The organism is Microcoleus sp. K1-B1 (assembly GCF_036704705.1).
Lineage (GTDB): Bacteria > Cyanobacteriota > Cyanobacteriia > Cyanobacteriales > Microcoleaceae > Microcoleus.
In genome coordinates this window covers 42568-61730 of the sequence record NZ_JAUBSH010000009.1, presented here as the reverse complement: position 1 = coordinate 61730, position 19163 = coordinate 42568, and the positions used below count along the sequence as shown (strand labels likewise).

Here is a 19163-nt window from a genome sequence, read left to right as displayed (position 1 = left end):
GATTCCAGAGGCGATACCATTTTAGATTTTAGATTTTAGATTTTAGATTTGGAAATGATTTATAACTACCAGGGTTGCGAACAGGGGCATAGAAGAGTAGCATTATTTTTTTGAACAGGGTCTTGAATTCTGCTGGTTGCCCGCCAGTAGCAGATAACTATAAATTACCCGCGAACAAGCGAGCTAGATGATGGATTTCACCCGCTTTTAACAAAAAATCAAAAAAATTGCAGGTGCCCTCACTTACTAATTGATGATTTCGCCACAATTATTTTTTTTATCCTGATAGCAGAGTACAGACTGCGTATCAAGAAGGGGAAAATACAAACACCAAAATTTTATGATGCGCGTTTACTCTTCCATCCTGATGTCAAGCCTGTTACTGAGTGGTACCGCAGTTAATGCTCAAAGCTTAGAAACTCGATCGACCTTTTTTGCTCAAGACAACTCTGCTCCCGAAATTTTAACCGCCATAGCCGACTCTCAGACCTTTTACGATAAGGAGCCAGATAATAAGCCACCAGGACGAGGCACCGGGAGATAAAGCCGAAAAAAGCGATAATTGCAGGGAATTAGGGGGAGAATGGGAGAATATAAAATTGGGAGAAAAAGAGAAAAATTGAAGATTTCGAGCCATTAATTGCGGACTTACGTACTGCGTAGCAAAAAAACCGATTTTTCAGCGGTATTTGACGACTCAAAGCATAATTGTTCGCTATTCCGGTTTTTTGGCCAAGCGTCCTCAAGATATCAGACACCACCAACGGGCGGTAAATGTTGCACTCAAAAAATAAAGAAAGGTAAAGCGCGAGTAGGAATCTGGCGCTTTACCTTTTTTTTTCAACTTTTGCAGCTTTAATTTTCTTCCGCAGCTTCGCCACCAACAACGACATCGCGAATCCGCAAACTGGGGCCGCCGCAGCCCACGGGCAAACCGCTTTGTCCTGCCTTGCCACAGCCGCCGGATTCATCCCAGTAGAAATCGTCGCCGATCGCCTCAATATCAGCTAAAGTGCTGAAAACATTACCCGAAAGAGTAACATCCCGCACCGGATTGTCTAGTTTTCCGTCGCGGATCATCCAAGCTTCGCCGGCACTGAAAGTAAACATTTCGCCGTTAGTCATGCCGCCTTGCCAATTGCGCGCATAAACCCCTTCTTTGATCCCAGAAAATAAGTCAGCCACCGGCGTGTCACCGCGTTCGATCCAAGTATTCGTCATACGGACGATCGGCGGATAATGATAATTCAAACAGCGAGCATTGCCAGTAGGCGTTTCTCCCAACTTGCCCGCAGTTTCCCGCGAGTGCAGTCGCCCGACTAAAGCGCCGTCTTTAATTAACTGAGTAGTAGTCGCGGGAGTGCCTTCGTCGTCGTAGAAATAGCTGCCCCGGTGTCCCTCTGGCGATGCACCGTCGAAAATTTGCAAGTTTTCTGGGCCGAACTGGCGGCCGAGGGTCATAATTTCCAAAATGTCGGGATTTTCGTAGGCCATGTCGGCTTCGGAAAGGTGTCCGAAGGCTTCGTGGACGAATAATCCGGTCAAAATTGGGTCGATGACGACGGTGTAAGTGTTGCCTTGGACAGGGGGTAACGCTAGGGAATCTACGGCTCGCTGGGCGGCGCTGCGAACTTGAACATCAAGATCGGTTAAATCTTCGTAGGCTTTACGGGAACCAGTGGTTTCGCGGCCAGTTTGTACGGTTTCCCCGCTGCGGGCTGTGGCGGCAAAGCGCATTTCCATGTCTGCCCAACCTTGTTCGAGCATGGTGCCTTCGGAGGTGGCGAGGATGATCCGCTGGGTGCTGTCGCCGTAGCGCACGGAGATTGTGGCGATGCGCGGGTCAATGCTGCGGAGAATGGCCGCGTAGCGATCGCACAATTGCTTTTTGTCAATTAGGGGAACCAGACGGGGGTCTGTTCCTGTCAGCGGCAGCAAGCAAATGTCTTGTACTGGGGTGACAGGCGCCAGGATCGTTTCTTCTTCGCCGATCAGTTTTGCCGCGGCGATGGCTTCTTCGATTCTTTCGGCGAGGGTGGAAAGTCGGTTAAAACTGGCAAAGCCCCAGCCGCCTTTGTGACAAGCTCTGACTTGGCCGCCAATTGAGACTCCTTCGCTGAGGGTTTCAATTTTTTCGCCCCGCAGCAGGATGTCGGTGCCTTCGGCTTCTTCCAGTCGAATTGCCAGATAATCGACTTGGTTGCGGTAGCGTGCCATTAAGTCTGACAGCAGATTTTTCGAGTCGGCGATCGAGGTGGGCATAAGGAAAGCGCGGTGTTTAACTTACTTCATTTTGCACTTTTGTCAGGGCGATCGTCCAAAATATCGCCCCAAGCGCGGAGATTGCGACTTATTGGTACGGTTCTGCCAATATCGTTAGTTAACAAATGTGGATATCCTGTGAGTTAGGAGGAAGGCGCAAGAAATTATGCGGGGTTTTTCGATCGTGCTGGTGCTTGACTCCTAACTCCTGAACTTTCCTATACATAAATACTTCACCCTTCATGCCTCCGAAGGTGGGTTTATAACAGTGAATACTTACTTTTTACCGACAATAAGCGAAATTTTAGCCTCCGAAGGCCAAGAAAATGACCTGAGTCTCTTTGATGCTAAGTTGGCGGGAGGAAACAACCGCCATCGGTGTCCTGCAAGCCGTGGGGCTTCTCGGCTGAAAGCTGAACAGGAATGGTACGGGGCGATCGCAGCTTTGAATCAAATGCTCGATCGGCAAAAAGCAGGACAGAAAACAGATGCCGATCGAGCAAATTGTCGATCGACAATCTCCAATTCCTGTCAGGGATTGGTGTTGTCGGGCCCGTCTTCGGTTTTGACTCACCCCGCTTTGGCCAACGGCTTTGCCAATTGGATTTTTACCAGTATTCCCGACAACGATGCAGCTTTGTGGTCTTTTCGGGCTAGACAAACTTTAGCTTTAATGCCGGCGGCTGATGTGCAAACATCAGTGCCTGCGGCGGCCCCGGCTTTGGCTTTGGCAAGTGGCGATCCCCTAGCGAACGAGCAGTTTTGTTTGGTTTTAACTGCTAGTTTTAGCCTGGTGATGGTTTTGGGTGAAAATTCTGCAGGAATTCCGGCTTTTCTATTTTCTTTCGATCCGCAAGTAGTCGCCAAAGCTTGGGAGGTTTTGCGGCGCAGGGTGACTGAAAGCGAATGTTTGCTTGCCAATTCTGACGGTAGCTTCAATTTACCAGTTAGCCAACTAACTAATAATTCTACTAAATTAGACGCGCTGTTCCAGCAGTTTTTGCCTGTGGAGCCAAATTATCAAACAGTGATGCAGTTCAGCCGCTTGCTGTTGCATAATTTGCCGGTTGGGAAAGATGAAGCAGGCAGGATAAAAGATGAAAGAAGTGATGATGGTTTGAACCATAGACATCAAAAGTTATCGCCTACAGATATCAACTGCAAATCTCCAATTCCTCTGGCTACTAAAGAGGTGGAATTGCTACAGGCGATCGCCCACGAAGTCCGCACTCCTTTGGCTACTATCCGCACGCTGACTCGATTGTTGCTGAAACGTCCCAAACTCGATCCGGTGGTGGTCAAGCGTTTGGAAATGATTGATGCTGAGTGTACCACTCAGATCGATCGCTTCGGTTTAATTTTCCGCGCCGTGGAATTGGAAATGTCGCAAGCTAAAAATTCTGGCGTGCAGCTAACAGCAATGTCCCTCGGTGAAGTGTTACAAAATAGCATTCCCCGCTGGCAAAAACAGGCTGCTGTGCGAAACCACACTTTGGAAGTTATTGTGCCGAAAAAGTTGCCTGCGGTAGTCAGCGATCCGACGATGCTGGATCAGGTTTTAACTAATTTGATTGAGAATTTTACTCGAACTTTGCCTTCCGGGAGCCGCATTCAGGTGGAGGTGACATTGGCGGGCGATCAGTTAAAGTTGCAGTTGGAATCGGAACACTTACCTGAAGGTAATGTCGCATCGACTTTTGCAGCTAAGGCGAATGCTCCTTTGCGATCGATCGGGCCTTTGTTGATGGTGCAGCCGGAGACGGGAAGTTTGAGTTTAAATTTGAGCGTGACTAAGAATTTATTTCGGGCTGCTGGCGGGAAGTTGGTAATTCGCCAGCGACCCCAAAAGGGCGAGGTGATGACGGTATTTTTGCCGCTGCAATAGTAGTCAGTTGTCCGTAGTTGGTTGTCAGTTGTCGGTTGTTACATCAATTCCGGTTGCATCGGAATGATTTAACCACAGAGGACGCAGAGAACGCAGAGGAAGAGGAGAGAGAGATTAATAATATCGCTCAACAACCGACAACTAACAACGGACAACTAATCTTTAGTCAATTAAAATCTCAATAACAAACTCGGTTCCTTCTCCCGGTGTAGAAAAACAACTCAGTTTGCCGCCGTGTTTTTCTTCTACAATTTGACGCGCGATCGCTAGTCCTAACCCAGTTCCTTTGCCCACATCTTTAGTGGTAAATAGATGGTCAAAGATACGATTTTTCACCTCTTCCGACATTCCTTTTCCGTTATCGGCGATGGAAATTTTTACCTTTTCACTTTCTACTTTTGTCCGAATAGTTATCTGATTGGGATGGGCTTTAATTTCGGCAAAACTTCGTCCTTGATTCGATTCTTCTAAGGCATCGATCGCATTTGCTAACAAATTCATAAATACCTGGTTTAATTGTCCCAAATAACATTTTACTTTGGGAATATTGCCGTAGTCTTTAATGACTTTAATTTCAGGATGCTTGTCGTTCGCTTTCAGGCGATGGCGTAAAATCATCAAAGTGCTATTGAGACCTTCGTGGATATTAGCCTCAACTTTATGGGCCGTATCGGCGCGAGAGAAAGTGCGGAGGGAGGTGCTGATGCTTTTGATGCGCTCGCATCCTATTTTCATGGAACTCAACATTTTGGGTAAATCTTCTACTAAATAATCTAAATCTATTGCCTCTGCTTTCTTAATCAATTCTGCTTCGGATGGCGGAAATTTTTCTTGATAGAGGCGCAAATAATCAATTAAGTCTTGGACTCCAGCATGAGCTTCATTAATGTTCCCGGCAATGAAACCAACGGGGTTATTGATTTCATGGGCAACCCCCGCCACTAGATTACCTAATGCTGACATCTTTTCACTTTGGATCATTTGCATCTGAGTTTGCTGAAGTTCATTCAAGGTCTGGTGCACTTGGTGATAGAGACGGGCATTCTCCAGAGCGATCGCCGCTTGACTAGAGAGAAAATTCAGCACTAGCAGGCGATCGCGACTAAACACTCCACTGGTTATCCGATTTTCTAGATACAAAATGCCGACCAAATTCCCCTGATTTAGAATTGGCAAACCCAGCAAACTCTCTGGTTGGTGGTGCTCTAAATAATCGTCAATCACAGGCAGATCAGTTTTGAGGTGATCGATGGCAACTGCTGCTAGGGTGTTTTTGACATACTGGATTAATTTAACGGGAACGGTGGGATTGTTCTCTAGGGGTTCCGTTTGCAGGCTAATGTTTTCCCAGGTAGCTATCGCCCGCACTTGCCATTGTTGATCTTGGCACAGCATCAGTGCACAGCGATCGGCTCCAGAGTTTTGTAGCATGGTTTGACTCAGAATTTGCAGCAACTCATCCAGGTCGATCGTGCTGGAGATCATTTGGGAGATTTGCAGCAGAGTCGAAAAATCTAGAGCCTGGTTAATGGAGGTGCTTGAGGTAGTGTGGTGGGTGCTCGAATGAATTGAGTAGGTGGGATTGGTGAGGGTGGATAGGGTTTCTAAAATAGTGAGGGGTTGGGCGGACTGTTGTAAGATGGGGCGCAGCAGATCGGGATAACGTTTTTCTAGGTCATCGGTTTTGGCTTTTGCTCCCCAGCGGGCGTAACAATAGTAGGCTTCCTGCATATAGCCTGCAGCGACTTTTTCTTTCCCCCAACCGAGGTAGAATTTAGCGGCCAGTTCGTGGGCGAGGGCTTCTTCGTTGAGGAATTGGTTTTCTTTAGCGAGTTGAATGGCGCGATCGTACAACTCAGCAGCCTGCCATTTTTGTTCAGCAACACGAGCCATCTCCGCCTCTAAAAGCAGAAATTTAGACAAACAGTTTTCAGGACAGTTCTCTGCCCAAATTTGAAGTTGTTCGCGATTCTTCTGAACAACTTCTTGATAATCTTTTGGTGGTTTTTCCGGCCCTCTCCCATTAAGTTGCAATACACTCAAGGACTGATAAAAACAATGTAAAATACGTTGAAACTGTCCAAAAAGTGTATTAGAAAACTCTGCCGCCGCTACTAACATTTCATAAGCTTTAGCATACTCACCATAGGTGAAAAACAAAAAGGCTTTAGCGAAATAGTAAGTGCTACTGCCATAGCCATAGCCAATTTCATTGAACGTTGCTAGCGCCGACTCTTCATCAAATGTTTCAGAGCTAAGGCTATACTTCCCTATCGTTAGCCCTTGCAAATTCTCTAGGAGCTTGCACTGAAGAATTAGGGCAAAGGCTGTCGTAATCTCCGTTCGTTCCGCAAAGCTGATGTACTTTTCATGTCGAGCCAGCAAACTGTGAATATCGCTTGATACGATCGCCTGCTGCCAGAAACTGAACAGAGCACTGTGATGACACCAAGAAAAATCCCCTACCTCCATTGCCCCCTGATAAGCAGCTTGTTGCAGAACAAGATTGGAACTGACGTGCTTGCGCCAATGGTTGATAAAGTTGCCGAAGGACATATAAATTTTGCCATTCAGGCTGGTGTTATGAAATTTTTCATTCACCTTTAACCCTAAAAGTCCAAACTCATAGCCCAATTCATAGTCTTGAAAGCGTTGGCAGAGAATTGTTCCATACCAAACATAAACAAAACCCGCCACATTGGTATTCCCGTATTGCAAACAGAGATTGGTCATGTGTAACACAACCAACACTAACAACTCCTGATTAATTAGGTAAGTTGGCGGCACCATGTTCATTAGTAGTTTGATCAGCATCTGGCGTTCTTCATCGACAATGAGTTGTGCGTCGATTAGTCCTGCAACTGCGCGCTGATTTAAGGTTTTTTTAACTTCCAGAGCCATCCCTTCTAACTCTGCTTCACTTGGCATAATCGCTAGTTCTAAGCCTAACAGTTTCAGCCCTTCTATTCCTACCTGAATCGCCTTTTGATACAAAGCCTTATTTTGATAATGAGTGAGCTGAATAGCAATAATTTTGGTTCGATCTAGACTAAACTTGGCAGAACTAAAGGCAATTTTTATCAACTTTTCTGCTTTCTCAAAACTACCTGCCAAAAATTCAGACTCGACGCTTTCTAAATACATCGTAAATGTTAATTCATAGACCGATTTCCATTTGTTCCTGGGTAGGAAACTTAAACCAAAAGCGAGATACTTTGTCGCCGATTCATAAGCCGTTGATAGTTTGGCTCTCTGCCCTGCAAAAAGGCTAATCTTAGCGAGCTTGGTGCGTTCTTCTTGCTGGGTTATTAGCTCCGAGCCAATGATAAAATGATTAATAATATCGAACACTTCTTCTCCTCTTTCAACTTCAGAGAAATTCGGCAGAAGTAACTGTCCTATTTTGAGATGGGTGGCTTGCTTTTGGTCATCAGGAATTAATGAATAAGCAGCTTGCTGAACCCGATCGTGGAGAAACTTGTAGTGAGGTAATTGAGCGGCTGTTGTGGGCAATGCGGGGCTGGTTCTCCGCTCTTCTTTTCCTATATAAAACTTGTAAATTTCACTGGTTGGTAAGATGAATCCTTCTTGCAAGGATTTCCATAAATCCGCAGCAGTTTCTTCCGGCGACTTCTCGCTAACTACCGCCAATGTATTCAAATCAAACTGCGCTCCAATGCACGCAGCCAACTTCAGCACATCCTGAGTTTCTGGCGGCAACTTCTGCAATTGCACCGCCATAAACTCCACTACATCATCTGTGATAGTTAGGGCTTTGACTTTGGCGATATCGCACTGCCACCCCCCTGTTACCCCCCTGTGTTCTCCCCTGATAAGGGGGGATGTTACCGCTTCCTCTCCCCCCTCGGTAAGGGGGGTGGGATCAAACACAATCAGCCCATCTTCCTGTAGCGCCCTGAGAAATTGCGTGGCAAAAAATGGATTGCCTTTGGTTTTTTGATAAACTAACTCGGTTAATGGCTGAGCAAGAAGGATCTCGCACGAGAGCGTATCTGCTATCAGATCGTTAATATCGGCTTTACTCAGAGGTTCCAAGGTAATAGTATTTACCGTTACTTGGGATTTTTCCATCTCTGCTACTGCCAACATAAATGGATGAGCCGGAGATACTTCGTTATCTCGATATGCCCCAATTACCAGCAAATTCTGACTATCTTTTTCACTCATCAAGACTTGCAAAAGCTTCAGAGATGCTGAATCTGACCATTGCAAATCATCCAAAAAAATCACTAAGGGATGTTCTTTTGTGGCAAAAATAGAGATAAATTTTTGAAATAGTAAATTGAAACGATTTTCGGCGGCACTTCCCGAAAGTTCAGAGACAGGCTGTTGTTTCCCAATAATTCGTTCCAGTTCGGGAATTACTTCTACAATAACTTGACCGTTTTCGCCAAGAGCATTGATAATTTTCCTTTGCCATCGTTCTAGCTGAGCGTCGCTTTCTGAGAGTAATTGCTCCATTAAATCTCGGAAGGCTTGCACAAAAGCACTAAAGGGAATGTTACGTTGAAATTGGTCGTATTTGCCTTTGATAAAATAACCGCGTTGCCGAACTATGGGTTTGTGAATTTCGTTGACTACAGCGGTTTTCCCAATGCCGGAAAATCCGGCTACTAGCATCATTTCGCTGCGGGATAAGTTCGAGTCACGCCAGTCCTCATTAATCAAGGCGAGGTCTTCTTTTACCTCTTGCTTCTCGGTTGCAGGCTCTTCTGTAGAACGAGATTTAGAGGGGTTTGCTACTCGATCGAATGCTGCTAATAATGCAGCAACTTCGGTTGCTCGACCGTAGAGTTTTTCAGGTATGATAAAGCGATCGCAAAAATCTCGTCGCCCAATGGCAAAACTCTCTATTTTACCTGTCTCATTGAGTTGTTGCCAACAAGTTTTTAAATCTGCTTTCAGTCCTAATGCACTCTGATAGCGACATTCGGCATTTTTTGCCATTAATTTGCTGACCATCTCCGAGAGAACAAGGGGTATTTCAGGATTAATTTCACGTACAGATGGTGGGTGCTGGGCAATATGGCAGTGGATCAATTCCATTGGATCTGTAGATTGAAATGGCAATTTTCCTGTCAGCAATTCATAAAAGGTTACACCTAATGAATAAAAGTCTGTGCGGTAGTCAAGGCCGCGATTCATTCTTCCTGTTTGTTCGGGAGATAGATAGCTGAGTGTTCCTTCAATTACGTTGGGACTCATCAGTGTTTGAGTTTCTCGCGGCAGCAAAGATGCAATACTAAAGTCAATGAGTTTGACTTGTTTAGTCTCAGGATTTATTAAAATATTGGCGGGTTTAATGTCTTTGTGAATGATGCGGTGGCGGTAAAGTATATCTAATGTATTGCTTAGGTCGATCGCAATTTGGAAAAAATCAACCAGAGATTGCACGGTTTTTCCTTTCCCCGTCCATTCCTTCAGAGAAATTCCCCCGAAGTCTTCCACAATCAGCGCATAGCCGTTGCGGTAGGGTTCCAAGCTGTAGGTTTGGATGATTCCGGGCAAATTTAGGTTTTTGGCGATCGTGTATTGATTGCGAAAATGCAAGAGTTCGCTGAAGCTGGGATACTCGTTTCGCAAGACTTTGATGGCGACCGGTTTTTGGTCCGAGAGGCGCGTTCCGCGATAAACTAGGGTGCGAGTGCCTGAATAAATTCGAGCGAGAATTTGATAGCCAGTTAGTTCTATCATAACAATAATTATTTTGCTGTTAAAATATTTTGTTTTACTATTATAATCTAGTGCAAATCAGATTCTAGCTTCGTATTAATACTTAAAAATATAACAAATTTCGCAGCCCGCGAACAGCTAACCGTTAACAGTTAACCGAATTCGGTTAACCGTTAACAGTTAACCGAATTCATTTAACTGAATTCATTCTGGCTTTTAAGGCATCTCGCGCTTGTTCTCGATCGTCAAAATGGACTTTTTCGGTGCCCAAAATTTGATAATCTTCGTGTCCTTTCCCTGCAATCAGCACGCCATCTCCCGGTTTAGCATCCATAATAGCAGTGCGAATTGCAGCGGCTCGATCGCACATCACGATCGGCTTTACTGTGGCGGGAATTCCTGCTAAAACATCCTCCAAAATGCGATCGGGATTTTCAGTGCGCGGATTGTCGGAAGTAACAACCGCTAAATCGGCTAATTGTGCAACGATTTTACCCATGATCGGCCGCTTAGTGCGATCGCGATCGCCACCGCAGCCAAACACGCAAATCATCTGACCCGGAATAAACGGCCGCGACGCCTTCAACAAGTTCTCCAAACTGTCTGGAGTGTGCGCGTAATCCACAATAACGCTAATATCTTGGTCGGGACTAATTTGCACCCGTTCCATCCGTCCCGGAACTCCCGAAAACTGAGATAATTTCTCCACAATTGCGGACAAATCTAAACCCAATTCTAAAACAGCACCAACAGCAGCCAACATATTTGATAAATTGAACTGACCGACTAAAGGCAAAGAAAAAGCTGTTTCACCCTTCGGAGTGTGCAGCATTCCCTTAACTCCATTGGGCTGATACTCCAAATCAAAAGCATACAAATCTGCCGTTTTCAGAACTGTGCTGTAACTCCAAACAAGGTCAGATTTGAGGGTTTCAACTATCCGCTGCCCGTAGGGATCGTCAATATTAATTATAGCGCGCTTCTTGAGGTAATCAGAACCAAATAAAAGCGATTTTGCCTCAAAATAATCTTCCATATCGCGGTGATAATCGAGATGGTCTTGAGTCAAATTTGTAAACACAGCAACTTCAAAACTACACCCCAAAACTCGCTGCTGCGCTAAAGCGTGGGAACTGACTTCCATCACGCCATGTTTGCATCCGGCTGCTACAGCTTCTGCTAATTGTTTTTGTAGGTCAACTGCAAAAGGTGTGGTGTAAAGTGCAGTTTGTTGGAAGCCCGGCCAGCGAGTGTAAAGCGTACCGAAAATTGCCGTCGGCAACTGCGTTTCATTGAGCAAAAATTCGATTAAATGAGTGGTTGTAGTTTTGCCATTAGTCCCGGTAACGCCGACAAGTTTTAATTTGCTAGCTGGATTGCCGTAAAAAGCAGTTGCTATTTGACCGCAAACTTGAGCCATATCCGCTGCTGCGATGACGCAACTACCCCCGTCTTCGGAAGGTGTCTTCTCGGCTGCTTGGGTGGAAATTATGGCAGCAACTGCACCAGATTCGATCGCACTTTGCCAAAAATCTCCCCCATCAACCCGAGTTCCCGGCATTCCCAAAAACAAATCCCCCGCCTGACAAGCGTGGGAATTAGTGGATAAACCCTTGACTTCGGCATCGAGGGCGGGATGTTTGGCATCAAAGGAAATGCTGGGAACTGCTGCTAATAATTCTCTCAATTTCATCTGAAAAACTCCTCACTTGGATGTCTTGAATATGACTGGCGGAACACATTGTTTGAGCCACTATCTACAGGTTTTTGCTGTGCGCGGTGCAAACCCTAGGGGTTTTTATATGCGCGCTGTAAAATCTATCGGCCTAGAGTAAGCTGCACACCGAGCACCCCGAAGTCAGGATTAAAACCTGAGTTTTTGGGTGAATCGTATTATTGTGACCGATCAATTTGCAAATATTTCTGTAACATTTGCTCCAATTGGGCGACACTACAGCGGGGAGAAGGACGGGGTAACACTTCTTCAGGGGAGAATGCAGCCTCGCCAGCAGAATTTATTGGCTGGGGCTGCACTTTAAACAAAACTGGAACTTCGTACTGATAAGCTTGAAACCAGTCATCGCGTTCGGTAATATCTCTGACTTCGAGTTGAAACTTCAGGCTTTCAATCTGTTCGAGTTTTTCTTGTAACCCTTCGCACAAGTGGCATCCGGGTTTGCTGTACAAAATCAATCGCATCATAACAGTAAGATTAAACTCGATCTTAAATTCTCAAACGCGCGATCGCCAGTTGGCGAACCCAACGCGAGTAAGACACAACTCACGGCTTTATTGGTCGCAATGCGCGATCGAAGTTATCTTAGCATTGGCAGCCAACAGATTACCGCGCTTGACTATCTCTTTCTTCTCTTCCTCTGTGCCCTCTGCGCCTCTGCGGTTAAAAAATAAATCTAGTTCACAAATGAAAGAGTTAAATTTATTCACATAACCTAATTGTAAACTCAACCTTGACTAATAAATCAATCTTTAGTATAGTATATAAATAGCCCTACATAAAGGAGGCAGTATGGACTGCACCGAATACGCAGAAGCCAAGCGAAAAGCAGCTAAAAAAATTAGCGCCGACATTCGAGAACGCTGGAACAATCGCATCGTGACGCGAGGATTGCACTTGATGGGAGAAGCAGGGGCAGTGCAGTATTTAGCTGATTACGGGCGCGGAATTGGTACGGCAAAAGTTATTGGTTTTGCACTGTGCGCGGAGTCGGAAGGATACCCCGAAATGGCGATCGGTTTTTGGAAAAGAGCGTTTGAATTGGAAACCGGAGAAAAGCCGATCGCCGTGAATCCTCCAAACAAATCTAGCACCAATCTTGCTCCTGCTGCAAAATCAACTAACGCTGCCACAATAGAGACTGTTTACAATCCGATTGTTCCCGAATTACCACCGCATTTGCAACCGGGAAGGATTGTCACCATGCAGCCAGTAGACGCGCCCAGTGAACGTTCTTATTACATCGAAAATCCTGATTATTGGGGACAGCCAAAGCGCGACGGCAATCGAGTAGTTGTCATCGCGACGCCCGATAAAGTATACTACCAATCGCGATCGACTAACCTGCGGCAACAGGCATCGATTGAGATCGATCGCACATTAATCGACATAGCCACTAAAATTGGCATCTTTATTTTAGACGGCGAACTGTATTACAAAAGCTGTACGGGCAGCGAACACCGCACGGGGGCGCAAGCTGCTACAGTTAATATTGAAAGCGGTTTTCCGACAATCCAGCCCAGCGCAATTTATGCCATTTTTAAAAGTTTGTTTTTCAAAGGCAATGATTTAACTACCGTGGCTGAATCCGAACGAATTGCAGCGGGAGTTGAAGTTGGCGAAATTCTGGAAAATATATCCCCAGCCTTTGAAGTTGTACCGACATTTCGCACCACCGCCGAAAAACTCGCCCTGGCAAATCAGCAGGAATCTGAAAATAAAGAAGGCGAAGTTTGGGTATTACACAACTGCCAATATGTCGGCGGAAAAGATGTTAAAAAATATTCGATGGTGAGAACTAAATACTGTCAAGAACACGATTTATTTATTGTGGGTTTGACGGCGACAAAAGTTGCTGGCCGGCCGTTTAGTGCCGTCAAAGTAGCGCAAGAAATTGATGGCAAATTAGTCCCAGTAGGAACCGTGGGAACCGGGTTTAGCGGGGAGGAAATGCAGGAAATTGCCCGACTCTACGAGGCTAACCCCAAAAGTGTCAAAATTAAAGTGCGATCGCAGGGTTTGACGGAAAGTGGCAAATTATGGCACGCACGATTTCTGGAGTTTTGTTAAATTTGTAGGGAAACGGCAGTGCCGTTTCCTTCCCCGAATATGTGAGTTCAAACACATAGTATCAGATAAAATCATCGGAGTAAAAATCAATGGTTATCAGCAAAAACAATTTCTACATTTCTCCAGAAGAGTACCTAGAAGGCGAGCGAGTAAGCCCGATCAAACATGAGTACAGACGCGGACACGTTTATGCAATGACAGGGGCAAAAAAGCCCCATATCATTATTGCGAGTAACTTAGTAAGGCGGCTGGGAAATCATCTTGATGACACCAACTGCATCGTTTTACCATCAGATATAAAAGTCAGACTGGAAGAGGCAAATTGCTATTACTATCCTGATGTAGCGGTGACTTGCGACGAAAGGGATACCTTAACTACTGAAGATTTTATTTTATATCCATCTTTAGTTGTTGAAGTATTGTCGCCCTCAACGGCAGCTTTCGACAGAGGCGATAAATTTGCCGATTACCAAACTTCTCCGAGTTTGCAAGAATACGTACTCATCACTCAATCTGAGATTAAAATCGAGTGTTTTCGCGTCAACGCTGAGGGAAATTGGGTTTCTCAGACTTACCGACAAGGAGAGGAGTTAGAGTTAACGAGTATAGATTTTCGCTGCCCGATCGCACAAGTTTATCAAAAAGTACCAGGCATGGTACTGTGATGTATGAAACCAGATTTTTAGTAGTAAATTTGTCTCGTATCTAGCTGGCCAAGAATCTTAAACCAAGTTCGTAGTAGTAAATAGTTTAGTTTTTATTCACAAGCTAAATCAGGACGAAAGTCCTAATTACAAACCGCTCAATACTGAACTTGTTACTACGAACCGAAATGATAAGTTACCAAGAAAAAAACAATGATTAAAATCTTACACCTTTCAGACATTCACATGGGTAGCGGCTTTTCCCACGGCCGGATTAATCCCGAAACAGGTTTAAATACGCGGCTGGAAGACTTCGCGGCGACGCTGAGTAAATGTATGGATAGAGCAATTTCTGAACCCGTAGATTTAGTCGTATTTGGCGGCGATGCTTTCCCGGATTCGACGCCTCCACCCTTTGTCAAAGAGGCTTTTGCCCGCCAATTCAGCCGCTTGGTGGAGGCGCAAATTCCGACTGTTTTGCTAGTAGGAAATCACGATCAACATTCTCAGGGACAAGGCGGCGCGAGTTTGGGAATTTACCGGACTTTGGGGATACCTAAGTTTATTGTAGGCGATCGCCTGGACACTCACCTGATTCAAACCCGCAGCGGGCCCGTACAGGTGGTAACATTGCCTTGGTTGACTCGATCGACCTTAATGACACGTTCCGAGACTGAAAGCCTGTCTATGGGCGATGTTAACCAATTATTAACCGAAAAACTGACGATCGCAATGGAAGGCGAAATTCGCCGTCTCAACCCCGACATACCAACCGTACTTTTAGCGCATTTAATGGCAGATAAAGCGAGTCTGGGCGCCGAACGTTTTTTAGCAGTTGGTAAAGGTTTTAACATACCCGTTTCCATGCTAACTCGCCCTTGTTTTGATTACGTTGCTCTCGGCCACGTTCACAAACACCAAAACCTCAATGCTTCCAACAATCCGCCCGTAATTTATCCCGGAAGTATCGAACGAGTTGACTTTAGTGAAGAGAAAGAAGATAAAGGTTTTGTGTTAGTTAATTTAGAACGGGGAAAAGCAGAGTGGGAATTTTGCACTTTGCCAGTGCGGGTGTTTCAGACGATTAAAGTCAATGTTTCCGAATCGGAAAATCCGCAATCCGAGTTAGTTAAAGCTATTGGCAAGAAAGAGATACAAGACTCGGTTGTGAGATTAATTTACCAATTGCGATCGGAACAATTGGATTTAATCGACAACGCAGAATTACACGCACTTTTGGGCGAAGCGCACAGCTACACAATTCAACCGGAATTAGTCAGTCAGCTAGCGAGGCCGCGGTTGCCAGAATTGAATGCTAATAATAGTATAGAACCGTTAGAAGCTTTGAAAACTTATCTGGCAAGTCGCGAAGATTTGAAAGATGTTGCGGAGAGTATGTTAGAGGCGGCCCAGGGTTTGTTGGGAGGGAAAGAGGAGGTTGTGGTAGAATTTTAGGTATGGGAATGATTTAAACGCAGAGAACGCTTCAGAGCACAGAGGAAGAGAAGAGAGAGATGAATAATTCCAATACTAACGGATTTGATATAACTAGAGGGAAAAATGAGAATCAATAAAATTTTTGTCACTAAACTTTTTGGAGTGTTCAACCATCCGGTTTCGCTCAATATGGAAGATAGAATCACGATTATTCATAGTCCGAATGGATTTGGTAAAACAGCATTACTTAGGCTGATTAATGGATTCTTTAATTCACGTTACTCAGAAATTCGGACTATTCCATTTGAAGAATTTAGAATAGACTTTGATGATGGCAGTTATCTGCAAATAACTAAATCTATTGATACCAGTGAAGATAAAAAAGATAAAGATTTGACATTTTATTTTTCTAAGCCTGGTGCAGAAGCAGAGATATTTTTACCTAATCTATTAATAGATTCATTGGCAGAAACAAATGTTTCTTTGGATATCACAGAGGAGAGACTACAGTCATCAGGTGGTATAGAAACACAAACTAAAAATTCGGAATCAATCGCCTTTCAAAATCTTGCCAAGGCCCTGACTGACTTGACTAAACATTTAATCTCAAGAAAAGTTAATAAAGAACCAAAGTGGCTATCAGAACTAAAAAGCTCGATTGATATTCGTTTTATAGAAACTCAGCGCTTGTTAACTCCCTCAAATATTCCTGAAGCAGCGGTAGACACAAAACATCCATTAATGATTCCCTCAGTTAATATATATTCTCAGGAACTCGTAGAAGAGATTCAAGCAAAACTAGCTGAATACGGTGCATTGTCTCAGTCTCTTGAAAGAACGTTTCCTGCGAGAATTTTCAACAACAAAGCACCCTCGGATATAACAGAGGAAACACTTCGCAACAAATTAAATGAAATTGAGGAAAAGCGTTCTCGTCTCAGAGAAACTGGTCTTTTAGATAAAGACGAGAATTCTGATTTCCAAGTAGAACAAAATATTGATGGAGTCACAAAAAACATTCTGTCAGTTTATGTTGAAGATGTAGAACAAAAACTCATGGTTTTCAAGGAACTTGCTACTAAAATAGAACTTTTCAAAGGAATTATTAAACAGCGATTTCTCTATAAAAACATGAGCATCAGTAAAGAGAAAGGTTTTACCTTTACAACGGCGGATGGTAAGCCTTTGTCGCCGACAGACTTATCTTTTGGAGAACAGCATGAACTGGTAATGCTTTACCAGTTGTTATTCAAAGTTCAAGCTAACTCGCTTGTTCTCATTGACGAACCCGAACTTTCGCTGCATATAGCATGGCAAGTCGAGTTTCTCAAAGATTTGCAAGCAATTATTAAGCTGGCAAACTTTGATGTTTTATTAGCAACTCATTCTCCAGATATTATTGACGATAGCTGGAATTTGACAGTGGAATTAAAAGGGCCAGTTGAATGACCCAAAACCTTAAACTCGATCCACAAAACCTTAAGCCCGATCGCATTGCCAACAGAATTCGCCTGCTGAGAACTCAATCTCAATACACTGGATCTTTTTTAATTGTTGAGGGAGATACAGATGCGCGGGTATGGACAAACTTGGTACACTCCACAAAGTGTCGTGTAGAGAATGCCTACAATAAAGATAAAGCTGTGCAAGTGCTAAATATCCTTGAACAAGGTAACTTTGCTGGTGTTTTGGCTGTTGTTGATGCTGATTTTGATATATTAGAAGGAACTGTTCCACTTAGTCCCAACTTGCTGTTTACAGATACTCACGATTTGGAAACTATGCTGCTGAAGTCGCCAGCACTTGAAAAGGTACTTTTGGAGCACGGTTCGGAAGACAAAATCAAGAGTTTTGGTAAAGATATTCGCCAGACTTTATTGGAAAGTGCCAAGATTATCGGTTATTTGCGATGGGCTTCGCTGAAGTTTGATCATTGTTTAAAGTTTGAAGATTTAGCTTTTAAGAAATTTGTGGACGATCGCACATTAATATTAAATGAATCGAAGTTGCTTCAAACTGTGAAAAACCACTCTCAAAAGCCGGGACTTGACGAACCCGAAATTAGAGCAAATATGGAGAACTTAAAAACAGATAGTCAAGATATGTGGCACGTTTGTTGCGGTCACGATATGATTGCTATTTTGTCGATCGCACTTTGCAAAGCATTAGGTTCGTGCAACTCTAAGGAAGTCGAGCCAAATGTACTAGAAAAATATTTAAGGGTTGCCTATGAGTCTGCTCATTTCCGAGAGACCCAACTTTATATATCTATTCAGACATGGGAACAAACTAATAAACCCTTCGAGATTCTATCTAACCTGTAACTCCCGCATTCCCAAAAACTTCGCCTACAACCAACCGAGTTCCATTGGCAAAATCCACCCCAGACTGCACCTTTTTCCCTGCTAACTGCACCTCCCGCAACAATAATAAACCATCGCCAGTTTGGACGATCGCCCCCAACCCCTTCACAACCTTAACAACTTCCCCATTCGCGCCCGACAACTGGGCTAAAACAGGCCATTCGCGTTCCAAAACTCTCAAATCCGCTGGCATTTGCAGCCAATATTCCGGCCCGACGGGCACAGTAGCTATCACCTTCAGAGAATTGCCGCGAAAACTGGTTGTGCAATCCGGGAAAAAGCCCCTAACTTGATTGTGAAGGTCGATCGCACTTTTCGACCAATCCAGCACATAATCCGCACTCTTAATCATCGGCGCGTAAGTCGCCTCAGCATCATTTTGAACAACAGCTTCAATTTTGTCGTCCCTCAATTTCACCAAAGTTTCTATCAACAAATCCGCCCCAACTTCCGCCAACCTATCCGCCAAAGAATCAGCATTATCCAACAGTGAAATACCAGCAAAAGCCTTCAATAGCATCGCCCCAGTATCCATCCCAGCATCCATCAGCATAGTAGTAATTCCTGTTGTCTTTTCCCCGTCAAAAAGACAGCGCTGAATCGGCGCGGCACCGCGATACTTCGGCAAAATTGAACCGTGAACGTTAACGCAAGCCAAACTAGGAATATCCAGAATTTCTTGAGACAGAATTTGGCCGTAAGCCACCACCACAAAAACATCCGCCTCCGCTTCCCGCAACTTAGCAAGCGTTTCCGCATCCTTCTTAATTCGGCGCGGCTGCCAAACTGGGAGACTGTGATTTAAAGCCACATCTTTTACAGGTGAAGGCATCAATTGATTGCCTCTTCCCCGGCGTTTGTCCGGCTGAGTCACCACACCCACAACCTCAAATTCTTGGTGACTTAGCAAACTGGATAAAGTAGGAACAGCAAAATCGGGAGTGCCAAAAAAAACAATTTTCATAGATTCTTCGTTATTAGTAAGTAGTCCTCAGTCATTACTCATTAGTCATCAAGTAAGTAATGGCAAAAAACCCTAGTATATTATACAGACTATTCAGCGCGTAGCAGCT

Annotated in this window: 12 protein-coding genes; 7 read left to right on the top strand and 5 right to left on the bottom strand. The window is 44.5% G+C overall.

Features of this window, described 5'->3' with window-relative positions:
• Positions 1-340 precede the first annotated feature (340 nt).
• Positions 341-544, top strand: coding sequence for a heterocyst-inhibiting protein PatX (patX, locus tag QUA83_RS05100; protein ID WP_333291945.1), 204 nt, complete (start codon positions 341-343; stop codon positions 542-544).
• A gap of 311 nt (positions 545-855) precedes the next feature.
• Here patX and QUA83_RS05095 read toward each other — a convergent pair whose 3' ends face one another.
• The gene (locus QUA83_RS05095) at positions 856-2262 is read right to left on the bottom strand and encodes a TldD/PmbA family protein (RefSeq protein WP_333291944.1); all 1407 of its coding nucleotides are present in this window, start codon (positions 2260-2262) and stop codon (positions 856-858) included.
• Between the two features lie 268 nt (positions 2263-2530).
• Between QUA83_RS05095 and QUA83_RS05090 the strand changes: the two genes are divergently transcribed.
• Positions 2531-4147, top strand: a complete 1617-nt coding sequence (locus tag QUA83_RS05090) for a HAMP domain-containing sensor histidine kinase (RefSeq protein ID WP_333291943.1) — start codon at positions 2531-2533, stop codon at positions 4145-4147.
• 162 nt (positions 4148-4309) lie between these two features.
• Here QUA83_RS05090 and QUA83_RS05085 read toward each other — a convergent pair whose 3' ends face one another.
• From QUA83_RS05085 to QUA83_RS05075, 3 genes are all read right to left on the bottom strand, one after another.
• Positions 4310-9862 carry an AAA family ATPase gene (locus QUA83_RS05085; RefSeq protein ID WP_333291942.1) on the bottom strand — a complete coding sequence of 1851 codons (5553 nt, stop codon included), beginning with the start codon at positions 9860-9862 and terminating at the stop codon, positions 4310-4312.
• A gap of 169 nt (positions 9863-10031) precedes the next feature.
• The gene (locus QUA83_RS05080) at positions 10032-11534 is read right to left on the bottom strand and encodes a UDP-N-acetylmuramoyl-L-alanyl-D-glutamate--2,6-diaminopimelate ligase (protein WP_333291941.1); all 1503 of its coding nucleotides are present in this window, start codon (positions 11532-11534) and stop codon (positions 10032-10034) included.
• A gap of 200 nt (positions 11535-11734) precedes the next feature.
• On the bottom strand, positions 11735-12040 hold the full coding sequence (locus tag QUA83_RS05075) for a glutaredoxin family protein (protein ID WP_333153234.1): 306 nt from the start codon (positions 12038-12040) through the stop codon (positions 11735-11737).
• 328 nt (positions 12041-12368) lie between these two features.
• On the opposite strand from QUA83_RS05075, the gene QUA83_RS05070 reads away from it, so the two are divergent.
• The 5 genes from QUA83_RS05070 (at position 12369) to QUA83_RS05050 (ending at position 18051) form a co-directional block, all read left to right on the top strand.
• The gene (locus QUA83_RS05070; protein WP_333291940.1) at positions 12369-13646 is read left to right on the top strand and encodes an ATP-dependent DNA ligase; all 1278 of its coding nucleotides are present in this window, start codon (positions 12369-12371) and stop codon (positions 13644-13646) included.
• Positions 13647-13735: 89 nt separating this feature from the next.
• On the top strand, positions 13736-14311 hold the full coding sequence (locus QUA83_RS05065) for a Uma2 family endonuclease (protein WP_333291939.1): 576 nt from the start codon (positions 13736-13738) through the stop codon (positions 14309-14311).
• Between the two features lie 192 nt (positions 14312-14503).
• On the top strand, positions 14504-15745 hold the full coding sequence (locus QUA83_RS05060; protein WP_333291938.1) for an exonuclease SbcCD subunit D: 1242 nt from the start codon (positions 14504-14506) through the stop codon (positions 15743-15745).
• A gap of 105 nt (positions 15746-15850) precedes the next feature.
• Complete coding sequence (locus tag QUA83_RS05055) at positions 15851-17176, top strand: AAA family ATPase (RefSeq protein ID WP_333291937.1); 1326 nt, start codon at positions 15851-15853, stop codon at positions 17174-17176.
• A complete protein-coding gene (locus QUA83_RS05050; protein ID WP_333291936.1) occupies positions 17173-18051 on the top strand; it encodes a DUF4435 domain-containing protein in 879 nt (292 codons plus the stop codon). Before QUA83_RS05055 ends, QUA83_RS05050 begins: the two co-directional genes overlap by 4 nt.
• Here QUA83_RS05050 and fmt read toward each other — a convergent pair.
• Positions 18041-19054, bottom strand: coding sequence for a methionyl-tRNA formyltransferase (fmt, locus tag QUA83_RS05045; RefSeq protein ID WP_333291935.1), 1014 nt, complete (start codon positions 19052-19054; stop codon positions 18041-18043). The genes QUA83_RS05050 and fmt overlap by 11 nt on opposite strands.
• Positions 19055-19163 lie beyond the last annotated feature (109 nt).